15 protein-coding genes and 1 pseudogene are annotated in these 18,918 nt (G+C 58.7%); 5 read left to right on the plus strand and 11 right to left on the minus strand.

The features are described from left to right. Positions 1 to 363: 363 nt before the first annotated feature. The 5 genes and pseudogenes from prmB to SCT_RS05465 all read right to left on the minus strand — a co-directional run bounded on the left by prmB (position 364) and on the right by SCT_RS05465 (position 5,689). Positions 364 to 1,260, minus strand: a complete 897-nt coding sequence (prmB, locus tag SCT_RS05445; protein ID WP_059420119.1) for a 50S ribosomal protein L3 N(5)-glutamine methyltransferase — start codon at positions 1,258 to 1,260, stop codon at positions 364 to 366. Then, a complete protein-coding gene (dapE, locus tag SCT_RS05450) occupies positions 1,257 to 2,393 on the minus strand; it encodes a succinyl-diaminopimelate desuccinylase (protein ID WP_059420121.1) in 1,137 nt (378 codons plus the stop codon). Before dapE ends, prmB begins: the two co-directional genes overlap by 4 nt. Continuing rightward, the gene (locus tag SCT_RS05455) at positions 2,393 to 2,743 is read right to left on the minus strand and encodes an ArsC family reductase (RefSeq protein WP_082098212.1); all 351 of its coding nucleotides are present in this window, start codon (positions 2,741 to 2,743) and stop codon (positions 2,393 to 2,395) included. The genes dapE and SCT_RS05455 overlap by 1 nt, the downstream gene beginning before the upstream one ends. A gap of 311 nt (positions 2,744 to 3,054) precedes the next feature. Beyond that, a pseudogene (locus tag SCT_RS05460) lies at positions 3,055 to 3,378 on the minus strand (transposase); the annotation flags it as partial. Positions 3,379 to 3,613: 235 nt separating this feature from the next. Beyond that, positions 3,614 to 5,689, minus strand: a complete 2,076-nt coding sequence (locus SCT_RS05465; RefSeq protein WP_159107884.1) for a diguanylate cyclase — start codon at positions 5,687 to 5,689, stop codon at positions 3,614 to 3,616. 159 nt (positions 5,690 to 5,848) lie between these two features. On the opposite strand from SCT_RS05465, the gene SCT_RS17905 reads away from it, so the two are divergent. Then, on the plus strand, positions 5,849 to 6,031 hold the full coding sequence (locus tag SCT_RS17905) for an HD domain-containing protein (RefSeq protein WP_371257728.1): 183 nt from the start codon (positions 5,849 to 5,851) through the stop codon (positions 6,029 to 6,031). A 64-nt stretch (positions 6,032 to 6,095) separates the two neighbouring features. On the opposite strand, the gene SCT_RS05470 is transcribed toward SCT_RS17905, so the two are convergent. From SCT_RS05470 to dapC, 3 genes are all read right to left on the minus strand, one after another. Further along, the gene (locus SCT_RS05470; RefSeq protein WP_059420136.1) at positions 6,096 to 7,877 is read right to left on the minus strand and encodes an N-acetylglutaminylglutamine amidotransferase; all 1,782 of its coding nucleotides are present in this window, start codon (positions 7,875 to 7,877) and stop codon (positions 6,096 to 6,098) included. Positions 7,878 to 7,964: 87 nt separating this feature from the next. Then, complete coding sequence (gene dapD, locus SCT_RS05475) at positions 7,965 to 8,786, minus strand: 2,3,4,5-tetrahydropyridine-2,6-dicarboxylate N-succinyltransferase (protein ID WP_009205544.1); 822 nt, start codon at positions 8,784 to 8,786, stop codon at positions 7,965 to 7,967. Next, entirely contained in the window at positions 8,783 to 9,994 is a 1,212-nt protein-coding gene (gene dapC / locus SCT_RS05480) for a succinyldiaminopimelate transaminase (protein ID WP_059420140.1), read from the minus strand. The genes dapD and dapC overlap by 4 nt, the downstream gene beginning before the upstream one ends. Before the next feature lie 52 nt (positions 9,995 to 10,046). Between dapC and SCT_RS05485 the strand changes: the two genes are divergently transcribed. The 3 genes from SCT_RS05485 to SCT_RS05495 are packed head-to-tail and all read left to right on the plus strand — an operon-like array spanning position 10,047 to position 12,950. Next, positions 10,047 to 10,931: a DMT family transporter gene (locus tag SCT_RS05485; protein ID WP_082098213.1), complete on the plus strand. Its 885-nt coding sequence runs from the start codon at positions 10,047 to 10,049 to the stop codon at positions 10,929 to 10,931. Between the two features lie 26 nt (positions 10,932 to 10,957). Beyond that, positions 10,958 to 11,356, plus strand: a complete 399-nt coding sequence (locus SCT_RS05490; RefSeq protein ID WP_009205547.1) for a VOC family protein — start codon at positions 10,958 to 10,960, stop codon at positions 11,354 to 11,356. Further along, a complete protein-coding gene (locus tag SCT_RS05495) occupies positions 11,340 to 12,950 on the plus strand; it encodes a SagB/ThcOx family dehydrogenase (RefSeq protein WP_059420146.1) in 1,611 nt (536 codons plus the stop codon). Before SCT_RS05490 ends, SCT_RS05495 begins: the two co-directional genes overlap by 17 nt. 8 nt (positions 12,951 to 12,958) lie before the next feature. Here the strand turns inward: SCT_RS05495 and SCT_RS05500 are convergent, their stop codons facing one another. From SCT_RS05500 to queF, 3 genes are read right to left on the minus strand one after another with little or no spacing between them, the layout of a single operon-like run. Beyond that, positions 12,959 to 13,516, minus strand: coding sequence for a PilZ domain-containing protein (locus SCT_RS05500; RefSeq protein ID WP_059420148.1), 558 nt, complete (start codon positions 13,514 to 13,516; stop codon positions 12,959 to 12,961). A 1-nt stretch (position 13,517) separates the two neighbouring features. Then, complete coding sequence (locus tag SCT_RS05505) at positions 13,518 to 14,834, minus strand: FGGY-family carbohydrate kinase (RefSeq protein WP_059420151.1); 1,317 nt, start codon at positions 14,832 to 14,834, stop codon at positions 13,518 to 13,520. Positions 14,835 to 14,853: 19 nt separating this feature from the next. Beyond that, entirely contained in the window at positions 14,854 to 15,273 is a 420-nt protein-coding gene (gene queF / locus SCT_RS05510; protein WP_059420157.1) for a preQ(1) synthase, read from the minus strand. Positions 15,274 to 15,326: 53 nt separating this feature from the next. Between queF and smc the strand changes: the two genes are divergently transcribed. Further along, positions 15,327 to 18,908: a chromosome segregation protein SMC gene (smc, locus tag SCT_RS05515; RefSeq protein ID WP_237759611.1), complete on the plus strand. Its 3,582-nt coding sequence runs from the start codon at positions 15,327 to 15,329 to the stop codon at positions 18,906 to 18,908. The last annotated feature ends 10 nt before the right edge of the window (positions 18,909 to 18,918 follow it).

Consider the following 18,918-nt stretch of genomic DNA (forward strand, 5'->3'; position numbering starts at 1 on the left):
GCTGTTTCAGGCTAATTCCGGTGGAAAAAAGCCTGATGCCGCAATATGTTTAATTCGAGGTCCTGAATGATGACTTGTTCAGGGCTTCCCTAACAAGTATTAGGATTTTCTGCCTATCCACATATGACGAAATTATTGTCAGGATATGTATGTAAAGTTTTTCGACAAACGATATCGTAGAATAGCTTGCGTAGGGAGGATTAGTGTAACTAATCCGTTGAATTGGTTCCGCCATGCGGTGCAATGTCCGCTGGTTATTGCGCACGTGCAGATTGGCCGGCATTTCGTGAGGCTGTAGCATAATGAGTGCCGCTCATGCTTCAACATACTCAGCAAGATTGGCGTAATTGAATCGTGTTGGGATTAAGCAAGTTGCTCGCGGGTAAGCAAAAAGACATGCTCGTCACCTGCGCTGGTTTCCAGCCAGGTAAACGGCAGTTCGGGGAAAGCCTCTTCGAGCGCATCACGGTTGTGGCCAATTTCCACCACCAGTAGTCCGCCCTTATTCAGGTGTTTGGGGGCCTCGCGCAGGATCGTGCGAACATGCTCCAGGCCGTCCTCGCCGCTGGCCAGCGCGCCAACGGGTTCACGCCGGTATTCTTCGGGCAGGGTTTGCATCGAGGGCGCGTTGACGTAGGGCGGGTTGCTCACGATCAGGTCGTAGCGCTGTCCTTCCAGTGCTGTGAACAGGTCGGACTGAATCAGGCTCAACTGGTCTCCCAGGCCGTAATCGGCGACATTGCGCCGTGCCACATCGAGCGCATCGGTGGATAGGTCAACCGCGTCGATCAGGGCGTTGGGGAAGGTGAGCGCCATCAGGATGGCGAGGCACCCCGAACCGGTGCACATGTCCAGGCCGCTGGTGATGGCTTCAGGATCCTCTACCCAGGGCTGAAGCTGTTCGCGCAGTAGTTCGGCAATGAAGGAGCGAGGCACGATCACGCGCTCATCGACATAAAAGCTGAGGTCACCAAGCCAGGCTTCGTGGGTGAGATAGGCCGCAGGGAGGCGTTCCTCGACGCGGCGGCGGAGTATTTCCACCACGGCATCGACTTCCTCCGGCAGCAGGCGTGCGTCGAGAAACGGCTCCAGCCGGTCCAGTGGCAGGTGCAGCGTGTGCAGGATCAGGTAGGCCGCCTCGTCAAAGGCGTTGGTGGTGCCATGGCCGAAAAACAGGTTTGCCTGGTTGAAGCGGCTCACGGCAAAGCGCAACAGGTCGCGCACGGTGGTCAGTCGGCTTTTCGCCTCTTCGAAGTTCATTTCTTCACCAATATATTAACCAGCGTGCGTCGGTAGATTTCCTTGAGCGGCTCGATATCGGCCACGGCCACGCATTCGTCGATCTTGTGGATGGTGGCGTTGAGCGGGCCGATTTCCAGTACCTGAGGGCAGATGTCGGCGATGAAGCGGCCATCCGAGGTGCCGCCGCTGGTGGAAAGCTCGGCGTCTACCCCGGTCGTGTCCTTGATTGCCTGGGCGACAGCATCCACCAGGCTCCCTTTGGGAGTGAGGTAAGGCTTGCCGGAGAGTGCCCATTTCAGATCGTAGTCCAGGTCATGCTTGTCGAGAATGGCGTGAACCTTGGTTTTGAGACCATCGACAGTGCTTGCAGTAGAGAAGCGGAAGTTGAACTCGATATCCACCGTACCGGGCACGACGTTGGTCGCACCAGTGCCGCCGCGGATGTTGGAAACCTGCCAGGTCGTCGGGGGAAAGTACTCATTGCCCTGATCCCATGTCGTGTTGGCAAGCTCAGCAATTGCCGGCGCAGCGAGATGGATCGGATTCTTGCCCAGATGAGGGTAGGCGATGTGGCACTGGATGCCTTTTACCGTCAGGTCACCGGAGAGCGAGCCGCGCCGACCATTCTTGAGGGTGTCGCCAAGTTTCGAGACGCAGGTAGGTTCGCCGACGATGCAGTAGTCGATGCCTTCACCGCGCTGTTGCAGTGCCTCGACCACGCGCACAGTGCCATCCACGGCCACGCCTTCTTCATCCGAGGTGATCAGCAGGGCGATGGAACCCGGTGCGTCTGGATTTGCGCTGGTGAATTCTTCGATAGCGGTGATGAAGGCGGCGATGGAGGTTTTCATGTCAGCGGAGCCGCGCCCGTAGAGCATGCCGTCGCGGATAGTCGGGGTGAAGGGTTCGCTGCCCCATTTTTCCACCGGTCCGGTCGGCACCACGTCAGTGTGGCCGGCAAAGCAGATCACCGGGGCGGCAGTGCCGCGGCGCGCCCAGAAGTTGTCGACATCGCCGAAGCGCATGCGCTCAATTTTGAAGCCGAGCTTTTCCAGACGTTCGATCAGGATGTCCTGGCAGCCGGCGTCATCCGGTGTGAGCGAGCGGCGGGCGATGAGGGCCTTGGCCAATTCCAACGTACTGTTGTCCATTATTTCTTTCCGAATTGAGTTTGATAAATGGCTTCGTCGAAGCCAAGGATAATCTTGCCGTCCATTTCCAGTACCGGGCGCTTGATCACGCTGGATTTTTCCAGCATCAGGTGTATCGCACTGGTTTCATCGCAGACCGCGGCCTTGGCTTCGTCCGGCAGTTGGCGCCAGGTGGTGCCTTGACGGTTAACCAACTTTTCCCAGCTTATCTGCTTCAGCCAGACTTTGAGCAGTTCTTCGCTCACGCCCTGCTTCTTGAAGTCGTGGAAAGGGATGGTAACGCCGTTTTCCATCAGCCAGGTGCGGGCTTTTTTGACGGTATTGCAGTTGGGGATGCCGTAGAGTTTCATGCGCATATTTTAACAGTGGTGGTGTTGTATTGGGATTTTCTCTGAGAAAATCGGATTTGAGGCTACCAAGACAGAATGAAGCCGGCCCCCAGAAAGATAATGAACGCCTGCGTGAGTCAAGACCGGATGTAATATCGCCGGTAAGGTTACGAAAGTGGGGGGGGGCAGCTAAGTGCCTATTCCGTTGAAAACCTCGTTGCTGTAGTCGAGTTGATTTCCAGACAGGTGATGTGGCGCTGGGGGTTTTGCCCTTTGGGGGCCTGCAAGCAAGTCTGACACCTGATTTGTGGGTTAATCCAAGTGGTTTCGCCTCAAGCAGGCGCACCGCCCCCGTGAATCGGTGGCCCTTGCACAATGAATTTGGCCAAACGCCGCAGATTTTGCGCGGTAGCGGCCAAGGTGAATTCGTCGGTCGCACCGCTAAGACCTCGTAGTCTGAGTCGATCTAGTCTGAGAATGCGCTTGAGGAGGGAAAAGAGTACCTCGACCTTCTTGCGCTCACAGCGTGATCTTTGATATTCCGGCGTGGTGGCGATTTGACGGGCCACATCGCCCGCAGTCTCATGGAGACTGCGGGCGATTTTGCGCATCGGAGTATTCGGGCAGCAACGGTCTTTCATCGAGCATCCCGCGCACTGGTCAATGCCGCGCAAGAAAGGATTCTGGGGATTGTGGTCTTCAAGATTGAACGAGTAGAACAACCGGTTCTGCCCTCCTGACCGTTGTCCCATCATGATGACTTATCATCAATAAATCAATGATGTAATTATATATTTGGCGGGTTGGCGCAGCCATTCATTGCTGGAGTTTTTCAACAGAATAGGTCGAGTACGGAAGTTCCTGGTCCCCGCCAGCGAACGCTGACCTCGATTAGGAAGAATAGCCGTCCGGGAACGGCTCTCGAGCGGACGGCTGTCCTAACATCCCGGTAGCTTGGCCGGTCGCTACCTGGTTCCTCCCGCCGCGCTTGGCTGCGTAGAGCGCCTTGTCTGCCACCTTGAGCGCGGCTTGCCACGAATTTCCGTTAAGCGGGAGGGCGGCGATACCGATGGAAACGGTGACCTGCCCGAAGGCATGCCCCTCGTCCTGAGGCTTCCAGCGTTCGATTGCGGTGCGAATTGCTTCCGCGCGCTGGCGTGTATCGGCCAGGTCGGCGCCGGGCAGGATGACCGCGAATTCCTCGCCGCCGTAGCGGCACGGCATGTCCCCTTCACGTATGGTTCGGCTTAGCAAGCGGCCGATGCCGCGTAGCACGGCATCCCCTGCATCATGACCGAAAGTGTCGTTGAAGCGTTTGAAGTAATCCACATCCATCATCATCAAACCAATGGACGAGCCACGGCGCTCGGCGCGGCTCTGCTCAATGGCCAGCGCTTCTTCCATGAAGCGCCGGTTGTAAATGCCGGTCAGTGCATCCCGCGTGGCGCGGATTTGCAACTGCTCAGCCCTCCTGATTACTGAAATAGCGATGGCGGTACGCTCGGCGATGGACTCCGCGGCCCAGGGAATACCAGCTTCTATTGGGTTGCCGTCCAGCCTGGACAGATGCAGCACGCCAAGTATTTCGCCATTCGCAATTAATGGCAGGCAAATATAATCCACATGCGTTTCCCGCAGGTGTGCGCAGGGCATGGCGCCTTCCTGCTGGGCGTGATAAGGGTGGCCAATGCGCAGCGCCCAGCAATCTTGCGGCGGGAAGGCTTCCTGATGGGTGCTGCCGCCCCAGGCATGATGCAACTCCACCATGTCCGATGCCGCATTCAGCAACAGCGCGCCACTGCTACCGGGAAACAAGGCGACGGCGGAGCGCGCTACCAGCTCGGTTAGTTCCGCGCTATTGATGCAACCTTGCAACGCTTGGCTCAACTCGTCCAGTAGCGTGATTTGCCGCATCCGTTCCGTTTCGTCGGCGAAGGAATGTTTGAGTTTTTGATAAGCGACGCGCAACTCGGTATTGCCGCCTTCAAAACGCTGTGCCTTGTTCCATTGAATCTGGCGCAGCCTCTTATGCAGCGTAGCGACGGCGTGTCCGACCTTCGCGGCCAGGTCGAAGCGTCGCCAATTGATCGCAGCCAAGTATGCGGTGCCCTGGCTGCACAGCGCCCACAGCGACAACCAGGCCAGAGCGAGGGCCATCACCATCAGTGTTGCCATGCGCATCATTTGCACAGTCGCCGCGTCGGTGGGCAGTCGCACCAGCAGCCACAACTCCTTTGCGCTGCCTTTAACCTGAGCCGCATACAACCAGTCCGTTCCATCCTGAGTTGCCAATGGCGTTGCCGTTGCTGGCCTAAGAGCCTGCATGAACCTGATAAATAATGGATTGCGATTTTCCCGGGCGTTATTGGCAGGGTACTCTGCAACCAACCCTCCATCATGCACCAAGCCGAATACGGCATCCTGCGAGTTGACCTGGAAGAACGTCGCGACAGGCAAAACCGCAATTACCCAACTCTTCGCAAGCCCTTTGATGGCTTTGCGGGGCAAGGCGAGCGCAAGTCCATCGCTGCCCATGGAAAGCAATAAAGGCTTGTCGGGCGAGGTCGTGTCTGGAAGCAAAGCGGGCAGAGGGATAGTGTTGGCGTGTGCGCTGCATGTCACCGCGCCGTTTGCATCTGCAAAAACCAGATTGTCGAATGCCGGAAAAATCCCCAGTTGGCGCGCGAGAAATCGGTTGCACGCTGCCGGGTTGTTGTTTTCTGACAGATAAATCCCGCCCAATATGCGCAGCTGTTGGGTAGTGCGATCGAGCAACGCTTGCTGAGAGGCCGCGACGGAATCTGCCAGACGCACCATGCCGGCCTCGGTGCGGAATATCTCATCGCGGGCGGCCTCGTAGGCGCGCCAGCTCGAGTGCGCCAGCAGCAATGAAACGCTGGTCAGCATCGCCAGCAAGATTGAGCGCCAACTTCTGCGATGGGGATAGTAAGCGGCCGGGTTTTTCATGGCCAATGCTCTCTGGGCTGCTATGGTTAATGCTGACAGCGTAGCCATAGAAGAGAGCGGAAACCAGTTACAAGTTAGTAATTCGGAGATGTTTATTCTTGTTTATCCGCGCTTAAGGCTTAACTCAGCCAACTGATCCATGAGCAATTCTGCTTCGAGATTCACGCCCATCAGCGACGCAAAGGTGGAGAGGTTCCCTACGTATCTCACCTTTTAGCCGTTTCGGTGTTCGTCATGGAACAGGACGGCAGCGAGGATGAAGCCATTGGAGCTTTGTTGCACGATTCCGTCGAAGGTTGTGTTCAACACAATACCTCAGATAGCAGACCTTCATTGCGCTGAAGGCTGAACGGTTCCTGTGAGTCGGGAAGCATCCATTGATGCCTCAGCGTCTCGCGGTCATCTTCTAGCCGTTGTCCACATTCAGTTGCAGCCACAGTTCCAGCAGCGCCAACTGCCACAGTTTGCTGCCCTGGATGCGCGTGAAATGGGCTTCCGGTTCGGCCAGCAGTTTTTCTACATAGGTGCGCTGGTAAAGGCCGCGTTTAATGCAGGCGTCCGACATCAGGATTTTGCGCATGAATTCGAGGAATTCGCCGCGTACGTATTTCAGTGCCGGCACCGGGAAATAGCCCTTGGGGCGGTCGATCACAGCATCCGGGATTACGCCGCGGGCGATGGCCTTGAGCGGGAATTTGCCGCCTTCCTTGAGTTTGAGTGATGGCGGCATCCTGGCCGCCAGTTCCACCAGTTCGTGGTCGAGGAAGGGGACGCGCGCTTCCAGACCCCACGCCATGGTCATGTTGTCGACGCGCTTCACCGGGTCGTCGACGACCAGCGTGGTGGCGTCGAAGCGCAGCACCTGGTCGAGGAAACAATCGGCCTTGGGCTTGGTGAGTTCCCGCTCCACCAGTTCGGCGGTGACGTCCGGCACATGCCAGGCCGGGGCGACGGTTTCCAGGTATTCGGCATGGTCGCGGTCGAAATAGTTGAGGCGGAAGCGGTCGAGGGCGGAGCCTGTAGCCTCGTCCATGCGCGGATACCAGAAGTAGCCGCCGAACACCTCGTCCGCGCCTTGGCCGGAAAGTACGACCTTGACTTCATCCGCAACGCGCTCGCCGAGCAGGTAGAACGCTACAGCATCCTGGCCGACCATCGGCTCGGCCATGTTGGAAACGGCCTCGGGCAGGCGTTTCAAGACTTCAGCGTTGGGGATGAGGTATTTGTGGTGGCGGGTCTTGAAGCGTTCCACCACCTGGTCTGAATACTCGAACTCGTCGGCTTTTTCCGCGCCTTCGCCGACATCCTCGAAACCCACCGAGAAGGTCAGCAGGTCGTCTACATGGTCGGCCAGCAAGCCCACCAGCAGGCTGGAGTCCAGTCCGCCAGAGAGCAGCACCCCGACCGGCACGTCGGAGGCTAGGCGGTGGCGCTCCACGGCGCGATTAAGCACGGCACGGGTGGCGTTCAGCCAGTCTTGTTCGGACAGGTTGTGCGCCGGGCGGGTGGCGTCCAGGCTCCAGTAGGTGCGCTGGGTAAACTGGCCTTCGGTGCTCACCGTCATGGTGGTGGCCGGGGGCAGCTTTTTCACGCCGTTGAGGATGGTACGCGGAGCCGGCACTACGGCGTGCAGGGTGAAGTAATGGTGCAGGGCGATCGGGTCGATGCTGGTGTCCACGCCGCCTGCGGCAAGCAGCGCCTGGACGCTGGAGGCGAAGCGCAGGCTGGCGCCGTCCAGCGAGTAATAGAGCGGCTTGATGCCGAAGCGGTCGCGCGCCAGGAACAGGTTGGTGTGGCGCATGTCCCACACGGCAAAAGCGAACATGCCGTAGAAGCGCTCCACGCACTTCTCGCCCCAGGCATGGTACCCTTTGAGGATGACTTCGCTGTCGCCTTCGGAGAAGAAGGTGTAGCCCATCTCCGAGAGTTCCTGGCGCAGTTCCTTGTAGTTGTAGATGGTGCCGTTGAACACCAGGGAAAGGCGGAGTTCCTTGTCCACCATCGGCTGGTCGCCGCTGGGGGAGAGGTCGATGATGGCGAGGCGCCGGTGGCCGAATGCCAGCGGGCCGTCGCTGATCAGGCCTTCATGGTCGGGCCCGCGGCGGGCGAGCTTCTCCGACATCCGCCGAATGACGGCGGTGTCAGGAGAAGATTGGTCAAAGCGGAGTTCGCCGCAGATGCCGCACATATTTAAAGACCTATGCCACAGAATTTACAGAGACAAATCTTGCCACGTCCGCTCTGTGATCGCTGCGCGCTCCGCGGCAAATATGGTTTAGATCCCGCGTAGCAGCTCGTTGATGCCGACTTTGCTGCGCGTCTTCTCGTCGACCTTCTTCACGATCACGGCGCAGTACAGGCTGTAGCTGCCGTCCTTGGAGGGGAGGTTGCCGGATACCACCACCGAGCCGGCGGGGACGCGGCCGTAGGTGACTTCGCCGGTTTCGCGATCGTAGATCTTGGTGGACTGGCCGATGTAGACGCCCATCGAAATGACTGCATTGTCTTCGACGATAACACCTTCAACCACCTCGGAGCGGGCGCCGATGAAGCAGTTGTCGCCGATGATGGTGGGGTTGGCCTGAACCGGTTCGAGCACGCCGCCGATGCCGACGCCGCCGGAGAGGTGGACGTTCTTGCCGATCTGGGCGCAGGAACCGACGGTGGCCCAGGTATCGACCATAGTACCTTCACCGACATAGGCGCCGATGTTGACGTAAGACGGCATCAGCACCACGTTTTTACCGATGAACGAGCCGCGGCGGGCAGCAGCGGGCGGCACCACGCGGAAGCCACCGTCGCGGAAATCCTTGGAGTTGTAATCGGCGAACTTGGACGGCACTTTGTCGAAATAGTTGGTAAAGCCGCCCTTGATGAAGAAGTTGTCTTCCATGCGGAAGGACAGCAGCACCGCCTTCTTCAGCCACTGGTGGGTGACCCAGTCGCCGTTGATTTTTTCCGCTACGCGCAACTCGCCTTTGTCCAGCAAGTCGATTACCTGCTCGACGCTGTCCTTAAGTTTGGAATCGACGTTGCGCGGGGTGATGTCGGCGCGGCGTTCAAAGGCTTCATCGATGATGCTCTGTAGTTCGTTCATGTTGTTTTTCCTGATGACAAGGTTTTGACGAGATTCTGGATTCTTTCCGCTGCTTCCACGCATTGCGCCAATGGAGCGACCAGTGCGATGCGGACGAAATTCGTACCGGGGTTGAGTCCGTGCGCCTCGCGCGCGAGAAAACTGCCGGGCAAAAGCGTGACATTATAATCCCGGTACAGTGCTTTCGCGAATTCCGTATCGGATACCGGTGTCTGTGCCCACAGGTAAAACGCGGCATCGGGCTCCTCTACTTTGAGGGCCTGCTGCAGCAGCGGGGTGACGGTGGCGAATTTCTCCCGGTAAAGACGGCGGTTTTCCTCGACATGGGCTTCGTCGTTCCAGGCTGCTGCGCTCGCCGCCTGCACCGCAGGGTTCATGGCGCAGCCATGGTAGGTGCGGTAAAGCAGGAATTTTTCCAGGATCGACTCGCAGCCGGCGACGAAGCCAGAGCGCATGCCGGGCACGTTGGAGCGCTTGGACAGGCTATTGAAAACCACCAGCCGGCCATAGTCTTCGCCGCCCAGCTGGTGCGCGACCTGCAGCGCGCCGAGCGGGGGTACATGCTCAAGGGGATACAGCTCCGAATAGCATTCGTCGGCGGCGATAATGAATCCGTATTTGTCGGACAGATCGAACAGGTGCGACCATTCCTCGATATCCATCACCTTGCCGGTGGGGTTGCCGGGGGAGCAGGCGTAGACCAGCTGGGTGCGTTTCCAGATTTCCTCCGGGACGCTGGAAAAATCCATGGAGTAGCCATTTTCCGGCGTGGTATTGAGGAAATAGGGCGTAGCCCCGGCCAGCAGCGCCGCGCCCTCGTAAATCTGGTAAAACGGGTTGGGGCAGATGATGACCGGGTCAGGCTTGCTGGTGTCGATGACCGCCTGGGCGAAGGCGAACAGGGCCTCGCGGCTGCCGTTCACCGGCAGGATCTGGGTATTCGGGTTGAGCGGCGGAATGCCGTAGCGGCGCTCGATCCAGGCACCGATAGCCTGACGCAGCGCCTCGCTGCCCTGGGTTGTGGGATAATTGGCCAGCCCATCCAGGTTTTCAGCCAGTGCGCGGCGGATGAAGTCGGGCGTGGCGTGCTTCGGTTCGCCGATGGAAAGATTGATAGCACTGTAATCCGGGTTGGGCGTCACGCCGCGGAACAGGTCACGCAGCTTCTGGAACGGGTAAGGGTGGAGCAGGTCGAGGTTGGGGTTCACGATTTCTGTACGGTAACGTTTCTAGATGCACAACATTATAAAGGCTCGCAGCGTGGCATCCAAAGAAAAACTTCTGGCTATTTCCGGTTTGCTCTCGGGTGCGATCATCTGGGGATTGATCTGGTATCCCTACCGGCTACTCGAACAGATGGGTGTTTCAGGTGCGCTTTCCAGTTTTGCCACCTACTTGATTCCGCTGATACTGGGCTTCACCCTGTATTCAGAGCGTTTGCGGCTGCGGCATTTTCCACCGATTCTGTTGCTGATCGGGCTGACGGCGGGTTGGACCAATCTCGCCTACGTGCTGGCAGTCATCGACGGCGAAGTGATGCGGGTGTTGTTGCTGTTTTACCTCTCGCCGCTGTGGACGGTGCTGCTGGCGCGCCTGCTCCTGCACGAGCGCCTCCGATTTCATGGTTACCTGGTGATGGCGCTCTCTTTTACAGGAGCCGTAGTGATGCTGTGGCGACCGAGCCTTGGCCTGCCACTGCCGCAGAATACGGCGGAATGGATGGCGCTTTCCGCCGGCTTGACGTTCGCCGCAACCAATGTGCTGTCGCGGCGCGCCGAGGCATCCGATATTTGGCTGAAATCGCTGAGCGTATGGGTCGGCGTCAGTGTGCTGTCGTTGCTGGCGCTGATCTACCATCCCGCCACGCTGGCGGCTTTGCCGGTGTTGCCTGTTTCCGGATGGATGTGGCTGCTGTTGGTCAGTATCCTGATTTTTGCCGTGACCCTGACCGTGCAATACGGCTTGGCCCGGGCGCCGGCTAACCAGGCGATCGTGATTTTCCTGTTCGAGCTGGTAGTGGCGGCGGTAGCAAGCTACCTCCTCGCCGGCGAGGTGATGACAGCTCAGGAATGGCTGGGCGGCGCGATGATCGTTGCCGCCAGCCTGTTTTCCGGTAAGCTGGAACATGATACTTACCCAGCCTAGTAAAATTTGAGCGGACTAAATATTCTATGCCTGAAATTAGCGGATTTTTGCATGCCTCCCTGCTGGTCTCAGACCTGGCACGGGCTCGCACCTTCTATGAAAACGTGCTTGGGTTGACCCCTTCATCCGCCAGGCCGGAGATGTCCTTCGATGGCGTGTGGTACGAGATTGGCGCACAGCAGATTCATCTGCTGGCGCTGCCCAATCCTGATCCCGTGGAAGGGCGGCCCGCACATGGCGGACGCGACCGCCATATCGCCCTTGCCATTAACGACCTGACTGTGCTCAAACAGACACTGGATCTGGCTGGCGTTGCCTATACTTTGAGCAGCTCCGGCCGGCCCGCATTATTCTGTCGTGACCCGGATGGCAACGCGATCGAGCTGATTCAACAGGTGCGATATTCACATGACTACAGCACTTGATGCCGTGCTGGCTTACCACCAGCGCAGCAAGCACCAATTCCAGCGTTATGCAGCGGGGCCGGACGGGATGGACTGGAACAGCCAGCCTGATCCCTTCCGCACCTATGCCGGCAGCCCGCGATTGGAACTGCCTTTGCTGGATGCGTCTGCCGGCCCAGGCTATGCCGAGCTCTATCAGCAGCCAAGCATCGCGCCTCAGCCGCTTGATCTGAACAGCCTGGCTGCATTGCTGCAGTTGTCTTTCGGGATCTCGGCCTGGAAGCAATATGATGAGACTCGTTGGGCACTGCGCTGCAACCCGTCCAGTGGCAATCTGCATCCGACCGAAGCCTATGTGGTGGCGCAAGGCTGCTTCGGGCTTGTGGATGGGGTGCATCATTACGTGAGTCGTGATCACCTGCTGGAGCAACGTTGCCGTTTTGCCGACGTAGAACGCGTCTTGCCGACGAACGTCTTTCTGCTCGGACTGACCTCGATTCATTGGCGTGAAGCCTGGAAATACGGCGAACGCGCCTTCCGCTATTGCCAGCACGATGTCGGACATGCCATCGCCGCTGTACGCTATGCAGCCGCAGCGCTCGGCTGGACGGTGAAATTGCTGGATAGCTGGTCGGATGTCGAGATTGGCCGAGTGCTTGGCACAGACCGGAGCGAGGATAATGTCCAGGCTGAACGAGAACACCCTGACATCATGTTGCAGGTGTCGCTGCAGGCCGTAGTCGAGACCGTTGCGCCAGAAAAACTGTTGCGGGCAGCTGGTGCTGGCGTGAAGCTAGGGCAGGCGAATACGCTCTCCGTTAATCACATGCACGACTGGCCGGCCATAGACAAAGTCGCAGCGGCCTGCGTCAAACCTGAAACGCATGAAAGCACCTGGCAAGCGCCGAAGTTGCCTGCGCCATTGAACTCACCCTGTATCCTTAGCGCCAGGGGAATCATCCAGCAGCGACGCAGCGCCCAGTCTTTTGACGGTATCAGCAGTATTCCGCTCAGCATCTTTTATCGGATGCTCGACCTGACCCTGCCACGCCCCGGCATGCCGCCCTGGGATGTAATCCCATGGGCGCCACGGATTGATCTGGTGTTGTTCGTACACCGTGTCGATTGTCTGGAGCCAGGGCTATACCTATTCCTGCGTAATGCGCAACGCGGGGACACGCTGCGCACCTTGTTCCGCCAGGATTTAGAATGGAAGCGGGTGGATGGCTGCCCTGCGCATTTGCCGTTATTCCGCTTGGTGGCGGCCGATATGCGCGATGCCGCGCGCGCTTTGTCTTGCCACCAGGAAATTGCTGCCGACGGCGCCTTCAGCCTGGGCATGCTGGCCGAATACGAAGCGAGCCTTGCTTTGGGACCTTGGGTTTACCGGCAACTCTTTTGGGAAGCGGGCGTGCTGGGACAGGTGCTGTATCTGGAAGCAGAAGCGGCCGGAGTACGCGGCACGGGAATCGGCTGTTTCTTTGACGATGGGGTACATGAGGCGCTGGGGCTGCAGGGGAAGAGGATGCAAAGTCTTTATCACTTCACTGTTGGGGCGCCTTTAACGGACACCCGCTTGCAGACCTTGCCCGCCTATGGTCACCTGAAACGTTGAATTACCCCTTAGCGTGAATGTAGCTGCACCGCGCGGCGATGGTAGCGGAAAATGGTACGTGAGAGCCAGTCCTGTGCTTCTTCACTAAGATGGGTGAAAGTGGCATAGACCCTGGTGCCGCCCGGCTCTTGCTGTACGGCTTTGATTTTTGCCGGTAGAACCAGCGGTTGTGGCAATTTCGGGCTGATGTAGGCGGAAATAACGATATCCTCGCCCTCGGTAGCCGTTTCTTTGCAGATCCATTCCATGCCCTCGGCGCTGACAAAGACAGGGCAGGTCGAGGGCAGGACTGCATTTTTTGCCAGCAATTTGGCAACCAGGCTGAGCGTCAGGTCGATTTTGAATTCGAGTCGCTCCAGCACCTTGCCTACACCGGATCCCACGTCACCATCCAGCTCCGGTTGTACCGCCTCGATCGTGGCCAATGCCCGTAGTAGCGTGACGTTACCATACATCCAGACGGCGATATCGCCCGCCGAAGGTTCAACCTCCGGGTACCAGCTCAGAGGGATAATGGTGAAGTAGGAAACGCCTTCCTGAGAGAAAACCCTGTTCAGTCTGTCCATTTTAGTTTTTTTCCTCCGCTTGTGATTGCTCGTAGCATAGCAAATTTTCTCCTCTGGCCGCCAGCAGTGCGCTGCCATATGCGGCTTCAACGTGGGAAGAAGGCTGGACGGGTACGCCAAGGAATCGGGTGCGCATTGCGGTCCATGCCGGATTGCAGGCCCCGCCTCCGGCAGTCAGCACTGATTCGAGCGGGTCTGAGCCCAGTTCCTGCAGCAGGTGGTAACCCTGTGCCTCGATTCGGGCTATCCCCTCCAGCAAGCCATGCAAAAACAGGGCATCGTCTTGTGGTCTGGGAGTCAGGCGTGGTTCAAACTTGGGATCGTTGATCGGGAAACGCTCTCCAGGACTGGGCAGAGGGTAATAATCCAGGCCGCTGTCTGTTTCTGGATGAATGCGGGCACTCAATTCTTCCAGTCCGGCGTCGCTGAAAAACGATCGCAGCACCATGCCGCCGCTGTTGGAGGCGCCGCCCGTCAGCCACAGGTTGCCGATACGGTGGCTGTAGATGCCGTATTGTGCCGCGTCCACCCGTTTCCGGCTGAGCAGTTTCAACACCAGGGTCGAGCCGAGCGATGTTACCGCTTGACCGGGGCGGCAGGCCCTGCTGGCGATAAATGCAGCGATACTGTCGGTGGTGCCGGCACGAATGAGGCAGCTGCGGGGAAGTGAGAAGCGCGCGGCGATTTCTGCGGTAACCGGGCCGATCGCGGCTCCGGGCGCCAAGACGCGCGGCAACAGGGGTGCCACAGCCAGATGCAGCAGCCATTCCGGGTAGCGCAGGGTTTCTGGGTCGAAGCCCAGTTTGAGGCTGTTGTGGTAATCACTGATGCCCGGCCTGCCATGTAGCAGTGAGGCCAGCCAGTCGGTCTGGTGCTGGAGAAAACGGGCGCGGGGAAATTCGGGTTGTTTCTGGAACCAGAGCAGCTTCGCCAGGCTGGAGCTTGCACTCAGTACCGGATGGCCGGGTGGAACAATCTGAGCAAGCTGCTTTGCCTCAAGCTGGGCTCGCGCATCGTTGTAAAGCAGAGGCGGGCAAAGCGGCTGGTTGTCAGCGTCGCACAATAGTGCGGTGGTTGAAGTGCCGTTGATGGCGATGGCGCTAAGTAATCGTCGGGTGTCTGTCGGAGTCTGGTCGATCAGGTCGAACAGGGCTGCACGCCAGGCTTCTGGAGTTTGATCGCTAAAAACTCGTCGCGCCTCGGCGAGTATTGCTCCGCTACCATCAATTGCAATGGCACGGGCACCGCTGGTGCCGAAATCGATACCTAGATAAGTGTGAGGGGTGAGGGGCGAAAGGTGAATTGTAGTGTTCCCCATACGCTACCCCCTTAACTTCTTACCCGCGAGTATTGGAATTAGCCTTGAATGCGGTCAAGTCGACGCGCGGCTGCGGTTCCCAGCCCGGTTTTCGGTGTTCGGCTACGACATTGGTGAAGATGCCGCCGCGTACGTAGAATTTCGCCGTCAGACGCATGAAGCGCGGCTGAGTCGCGGCCACCAGGTCGTTCAGGATGCTGTTGGTGACAGCTTCGTGAAATGCGCCCTCGTTGCGGAACGACCAGATATACATCTTCAGGCTCTTCAGTTCGACACACTTTTGATCTGCGATATAGTCGAGATACAGCGTGGCGAAATCGGGTTGGCCGGTCTTCGGGCACAAACAGGTGAACTCCGGGATTTCCATGTGGATGTGGAAGTCACGCTCCGGGTTCGGGTTATCGAAGGTTTCCAGGATCTTGCTGGGTTGGCTGGCCATTTTCGCACTCTCGACTAAATCGGTTAAAATGCTGTCATTATAACGCAGGCTTTATGCCGCACCTTTCCAAAACAGCTGCCGACAAAAAATTGCGTCTTACCCACATCAAACTCGCCGGCTTCAAGTCCTTCGTCGATCCCACCACGATACCCGTTCCTGGGCAGCGGGTGGGTGTTGTCGGCCCGAATGGTTGCGGCAAATCCAACGTGATCGATGCAGTGCGCTGGGTGCTGGGCGAATCGCGGGCGCGGGAGCTGCGCGGCGAATCCATGCAGGACGTGATTTTCAGCGGCTCCGCCACACGCAAGGCGGTAAGTCGAGCTAGTGTCGAACTGATTTTCGACAACAGCCTGGGCAAAGCCGCCGGGCAATGGTCACAGTACGCCGAGATCGCCGTCAAAAGGATACTCAGCCGCAACGGCGAGTCCGCTTACTACATCAACAACCTGCATGTCCGTCGCCGCGATATCACCGACATTTTCCTGGGTACCGGGCTGGGCGCGCGCGCCTACGCCATCATCGAGCAGGGCATGATCTCGCGCATTATCGAGGCACGGCCCGAGGAGTTGCGCGTTTTTCTGGAAGAGGCGGCGGGAATCTCTAAATACAAGGAACGGCGCCGCGAAACCGAGCTGCGCATGAAGGATACGCGCGAGAACTTGTTGCGCGTCGAGGACGTGCGTCAGGAGTTGGACAAGCAGATTAGCAAGCTTGAATCGCAGGCCGAGGTGGCACGGCAATATCTGGCCTTGCAGTCCCAGTTGAAGTTGTCGCACAGCCTGCTGGCTTTGCTCAGAAAGCGTGAGGCGGCAGCACAGTGCGATCGCTGGCAGCGCGAAGTGGCGCGCCTGAGCAATGAGCTGGAAGCGGAAAACGCACGACTGCGCCAGGCCGAGAGCCAGCTGGAACAGTCGCGGGAAGCTCATTACGCTGCCAGCGATGCGCTGCATGAGGCGCAGGGCGGTATTTATGCGGCCAATGCCGAGGTTTCCAGACTGGAGCAGAACCTGCAGCACCAGCGTGAAAGCCGCCAGCGCCTGGCCGCACAGTCCGCCGCCTTGCGCGAACAGGGCGAGCGCCTGGCAAGACAGCGCGACGAGGCATTCGCAGCCTTGGAACACTGGCGTTGCGAACTATCAGTGGCGGGTGAACGCGTGGCGCAGAACAAGGAACAGCTGGAGCAGGAGGGCCGCAATTTGCCGCTGGCCGAGGTGAGTTTCCGCGATTGCCAGCGGCGTTATAGCGAGCTGCAACGTAGCCTTGCCCAAGCCGAGCAGGCGAAGCAGATCGAGGAAACCCACCGCTCGCACGCGCAAAGGAACCGACAGCAACTGCAATCGAGGCAGCAGCGTTTGCAGCAGGAGGCCAGCAGCTTGCCGCGCTTCGATGTTGCGGCGCTGTCGCTGAAAGAGGTTGAGCTTGCCGATGTGGCGGGCCAGTTCGAAACGCTTCAGGCTGAATTGGCGCAGCTGCTTGCGGTGCTGCCAGAACTGGAAAAGGGCGCACATGAAGCCAGGGACGGGTTGCAAGCGGAGCAGCGACTGGTTACCGAGTTGGAGGCCCGGCTAAATGCCTTGAAACACCTGCAAAGCCGCCTCGACCATAACCAGAAATTGCATACATGGTTGGCGAGGCACAATCTGGAAAGCCTGCCGCGGCTGTGGAACAGCCTGCGCATAGCAGCGGGCTGGGAAGACGCGCTGGAAAGCGTGCTGGGCGAGCGCCTGAATAGTATTGCGCTGGAAAGCATCGAGCAGGCTCAGGGGTGGGTGGAGGATGCGCCGCCAGCAGCGGTCACTGCATTCGATCAAAACCAGCGCCTTTCACCTTTGCCCCCTCTCCCGCAAGCGGGAGAGGGTTGGGGAGAGGGGATGGCTCTCTTGTCCCGCTATGTTTCCTGGTCGGATGGCAGTGCCCCTGCATTCCTTGACGACTGGCTGGCTGATATCTATGTAACCGAGAATGCCGCCGAGGGTTTTGCCCTGCGTAATGAGTTGCCGCGAGGGGCGATGCTGGTGTCGCGCGCGGGCCAAGTTTTTACTCGCCACAGTATTCGTTTCCATGCGCCACAAAGCGAGCTGCACGGGGTGTTGGCGCGTCAGCGCGAAATCGAGCAGCTGCAGGCGGATCTTGAAGTAAAACAGGTGACGCTGGCGCAGCTTCAAACCGCGATGGCTCAGGCCGAGTCTGCGCTGGCGCAGCAGCAGAAAGACATTGCCCGGCTGCGTAGCGCTACTGGCGAAGCGCAGCAGAAGCAGCACCGCCTGCAACTCGAGGTGCAGCGGCTAGTGCAGGTCAGACAGCAGAGCGAGCAGCGTCAAAAAGGGATTTCGGCGGAACAGGCGGAAATCGCCGGACAGCTTGGCTCTGAGAGCGAGCAACTCGCAGAATCTGAAGCCAGACTGGAACTGGGCCGAAGCCAGATCGGGGCGCTGCGCGAGCAGCTGGATGAAACCCGCCAGGAGCGTTCCGGTGTCGAGCAAAATCTCAACCGGCAACGCGAGGCGCTAAGGCAGACAGAACGTGCCGCACAGGAGGCGGTGTTCGTCGAGATGAGCTGTCAGAACAAGATCGGTGAGCTTGAAATTTCAAGCGCCCAGCTCGCCGAACAGGCCGAAGAGGCGGTCATCCAGCTTGAAAACCTGCTCGCCGAGCAGCAGGGGGTCAGCGAGGAACCGTTAAGTCATGCGCTGCAGCAGGCGCTAACCCAGCAGCAGGAGAAAGAGAAAGCTCTGGCGTTGGCGCGCGATGCCTTGGCCGAGGCAGCTAACCGTCTGCGCGAACTGGAGCAGCAGCGTATGAGCAGCGAGCAAAAACTGCAGCCGCTACGCGACCAGATCAGCGAGCTGCGCCTCAAGGAACAGGAAGCGCGTCTTGGCCAGGAACAGTACGAAGGCCAGCTCAGGGAAGCAGGAGCCGACGAGGCAGAACTGTTGCAAGCTATGGAGAAAAACCTCCGGCCCAGTGCCCTGCAGGGCGAGATCGTCAGGCTCACGGCGGAACTCGAAGCGCTTGGTGCGGTCAACCTGGCTGCACTGCAAGAGCTGCAAGGCAGTCGGGAGCGTAGTGGCTATCTCGAATCCCAGGCCAAAGACCTGAACGAGGCCATAGCCACGCTGGAGCAGGCGATCCGCCGCATCGACCGGGAAACGCGGGAGCGCCTGCAAAGCACTTATGATCAGGTAAATCGCAATTTCGGCGAACTTTTTCCATCGCTGTTCGGCGGTGGCCAGGCCAGGCTGATGCTGACCGGCGAGGAACTTCTCGATGCCGGGATACAGATCATCGCCCAGCCGCCGGGCAAGAAAAACAGTTCGATCCACCTGCTGTCCGGCGGGGAGAAGGCCCTGACTGCGCTGGCGCTGACCTTTTCCCTGTTCCAGCTCAATCCGGCGCCGTTCTGTCTGCTCGACGAGGTGGATGCACCGCTCGACGATTCAAACACCGAACGTTTCTGCGAACTGGTGAAAAAAATGTCGGTACAGACCCAGTTCGTTTATATCAGCCATAATAAGATCACCATGGAAATGGCGGAGCAACTGGTTGGCGTCACCATGCAGGAAATGGGCGTGTCGCGCGTAGTGGCGGTAGACATCGAAGAGGCAATGCGGATGAAGGATGAAGTGCCGGCGTGAGTTATAATTC

Source organism: Sulfuricella sp. T08, assembly GCF_000971475.1.
In the GTDB taxonomy this organism is placed as follows: Bacteria; Pseudomonadota; Gammaproteobacteria; order Burkholderiales; family Sulfuricellaceae; genus Sulfuricella.

Bases quoted from the DNA above. Each gene is read 5' to 3' on its own strand.
- prmB (WP_059420119.1), bottom strand. From the start codon at position 1,260: ATGAACTTCGAAGAGGCGAAAAGCCGACTGACCACCGTGCGCGACCTG.
- dapE (WP_059420121.1), bottom strand. From the start codon at position 2,393: ATGGACAACAGTACGTTGGAATTGGCCAAGGCCCTCATCGCCCGCCGC.
- SCT_RS05455 (WP_082098212.1), bottom strand. From the start codon at position 2,743: ATGAAACTCTACGGCATCCCCAACTGCAATACCGTCAAAAAAGCCCGC.
- SCT_RS05465 (WP_159107884.1), bottom strand. From the start codon at position 5,689: ATGAAAAACCCGGCCGCTTACTATCCCCATCGCAGAAGTTGGCGCTCA.
- SCT_RS05470 (WP_059420136.1), bottom strand. From the start codon at position 7,877: ATGTGCGGCATCTGCGGCGAACTCCGCTTTGACCAATCTTCTCCTGAC.
- dapD (WP_009205544.1), bottom strand. From the start codon at position 8,786: ATGAACGAACTACAGAGCATCATCGATGAAGCCTTTGAACGCCGCGCC.
- SCT_RS05490 (WP_009205547.1), top strand. From the start codon at position 10,958: ATGCCTGAAATTAGCGGATTTTTGCATGCCTCCCTGCTGGTCTCAGAC.
- SCT_RS05495 (WP_059420146.1), top strand. From the start codon at position 11,340: ATGACTACAGCACTTGATGCCGTGCTGGCTTACCACCAGCGCAGCAAG.
- SCT_RS05500 (WP_059420148.1), bottom strand. From the start codon at position 13,516: ATGGACAGACTGAACAGGGTTTTCTCTCAGGAAGGCGTTTCCTACTTC.
- SCT_RS05505 (WP_059420151.1), bottom strand. From the start codon at position 14,834: ATGGGGAACACTACAATTCACCTTTCGCCCCTCACCCCTCACACTTAT.
- queF (WP_059420157.1), bottom strand. From the start codon at position 15,273: ATGGCCAGCCAACCCAGCAAGATCCTGGAAACCTTCGATAACCCGAAC.
- smc (WP_237759611.1), top strand. From the start codon at position 15,327: ATGCCGCACCTTTCCAAAACAGCTGCCGACAAAAAATTGCGTCTTACC.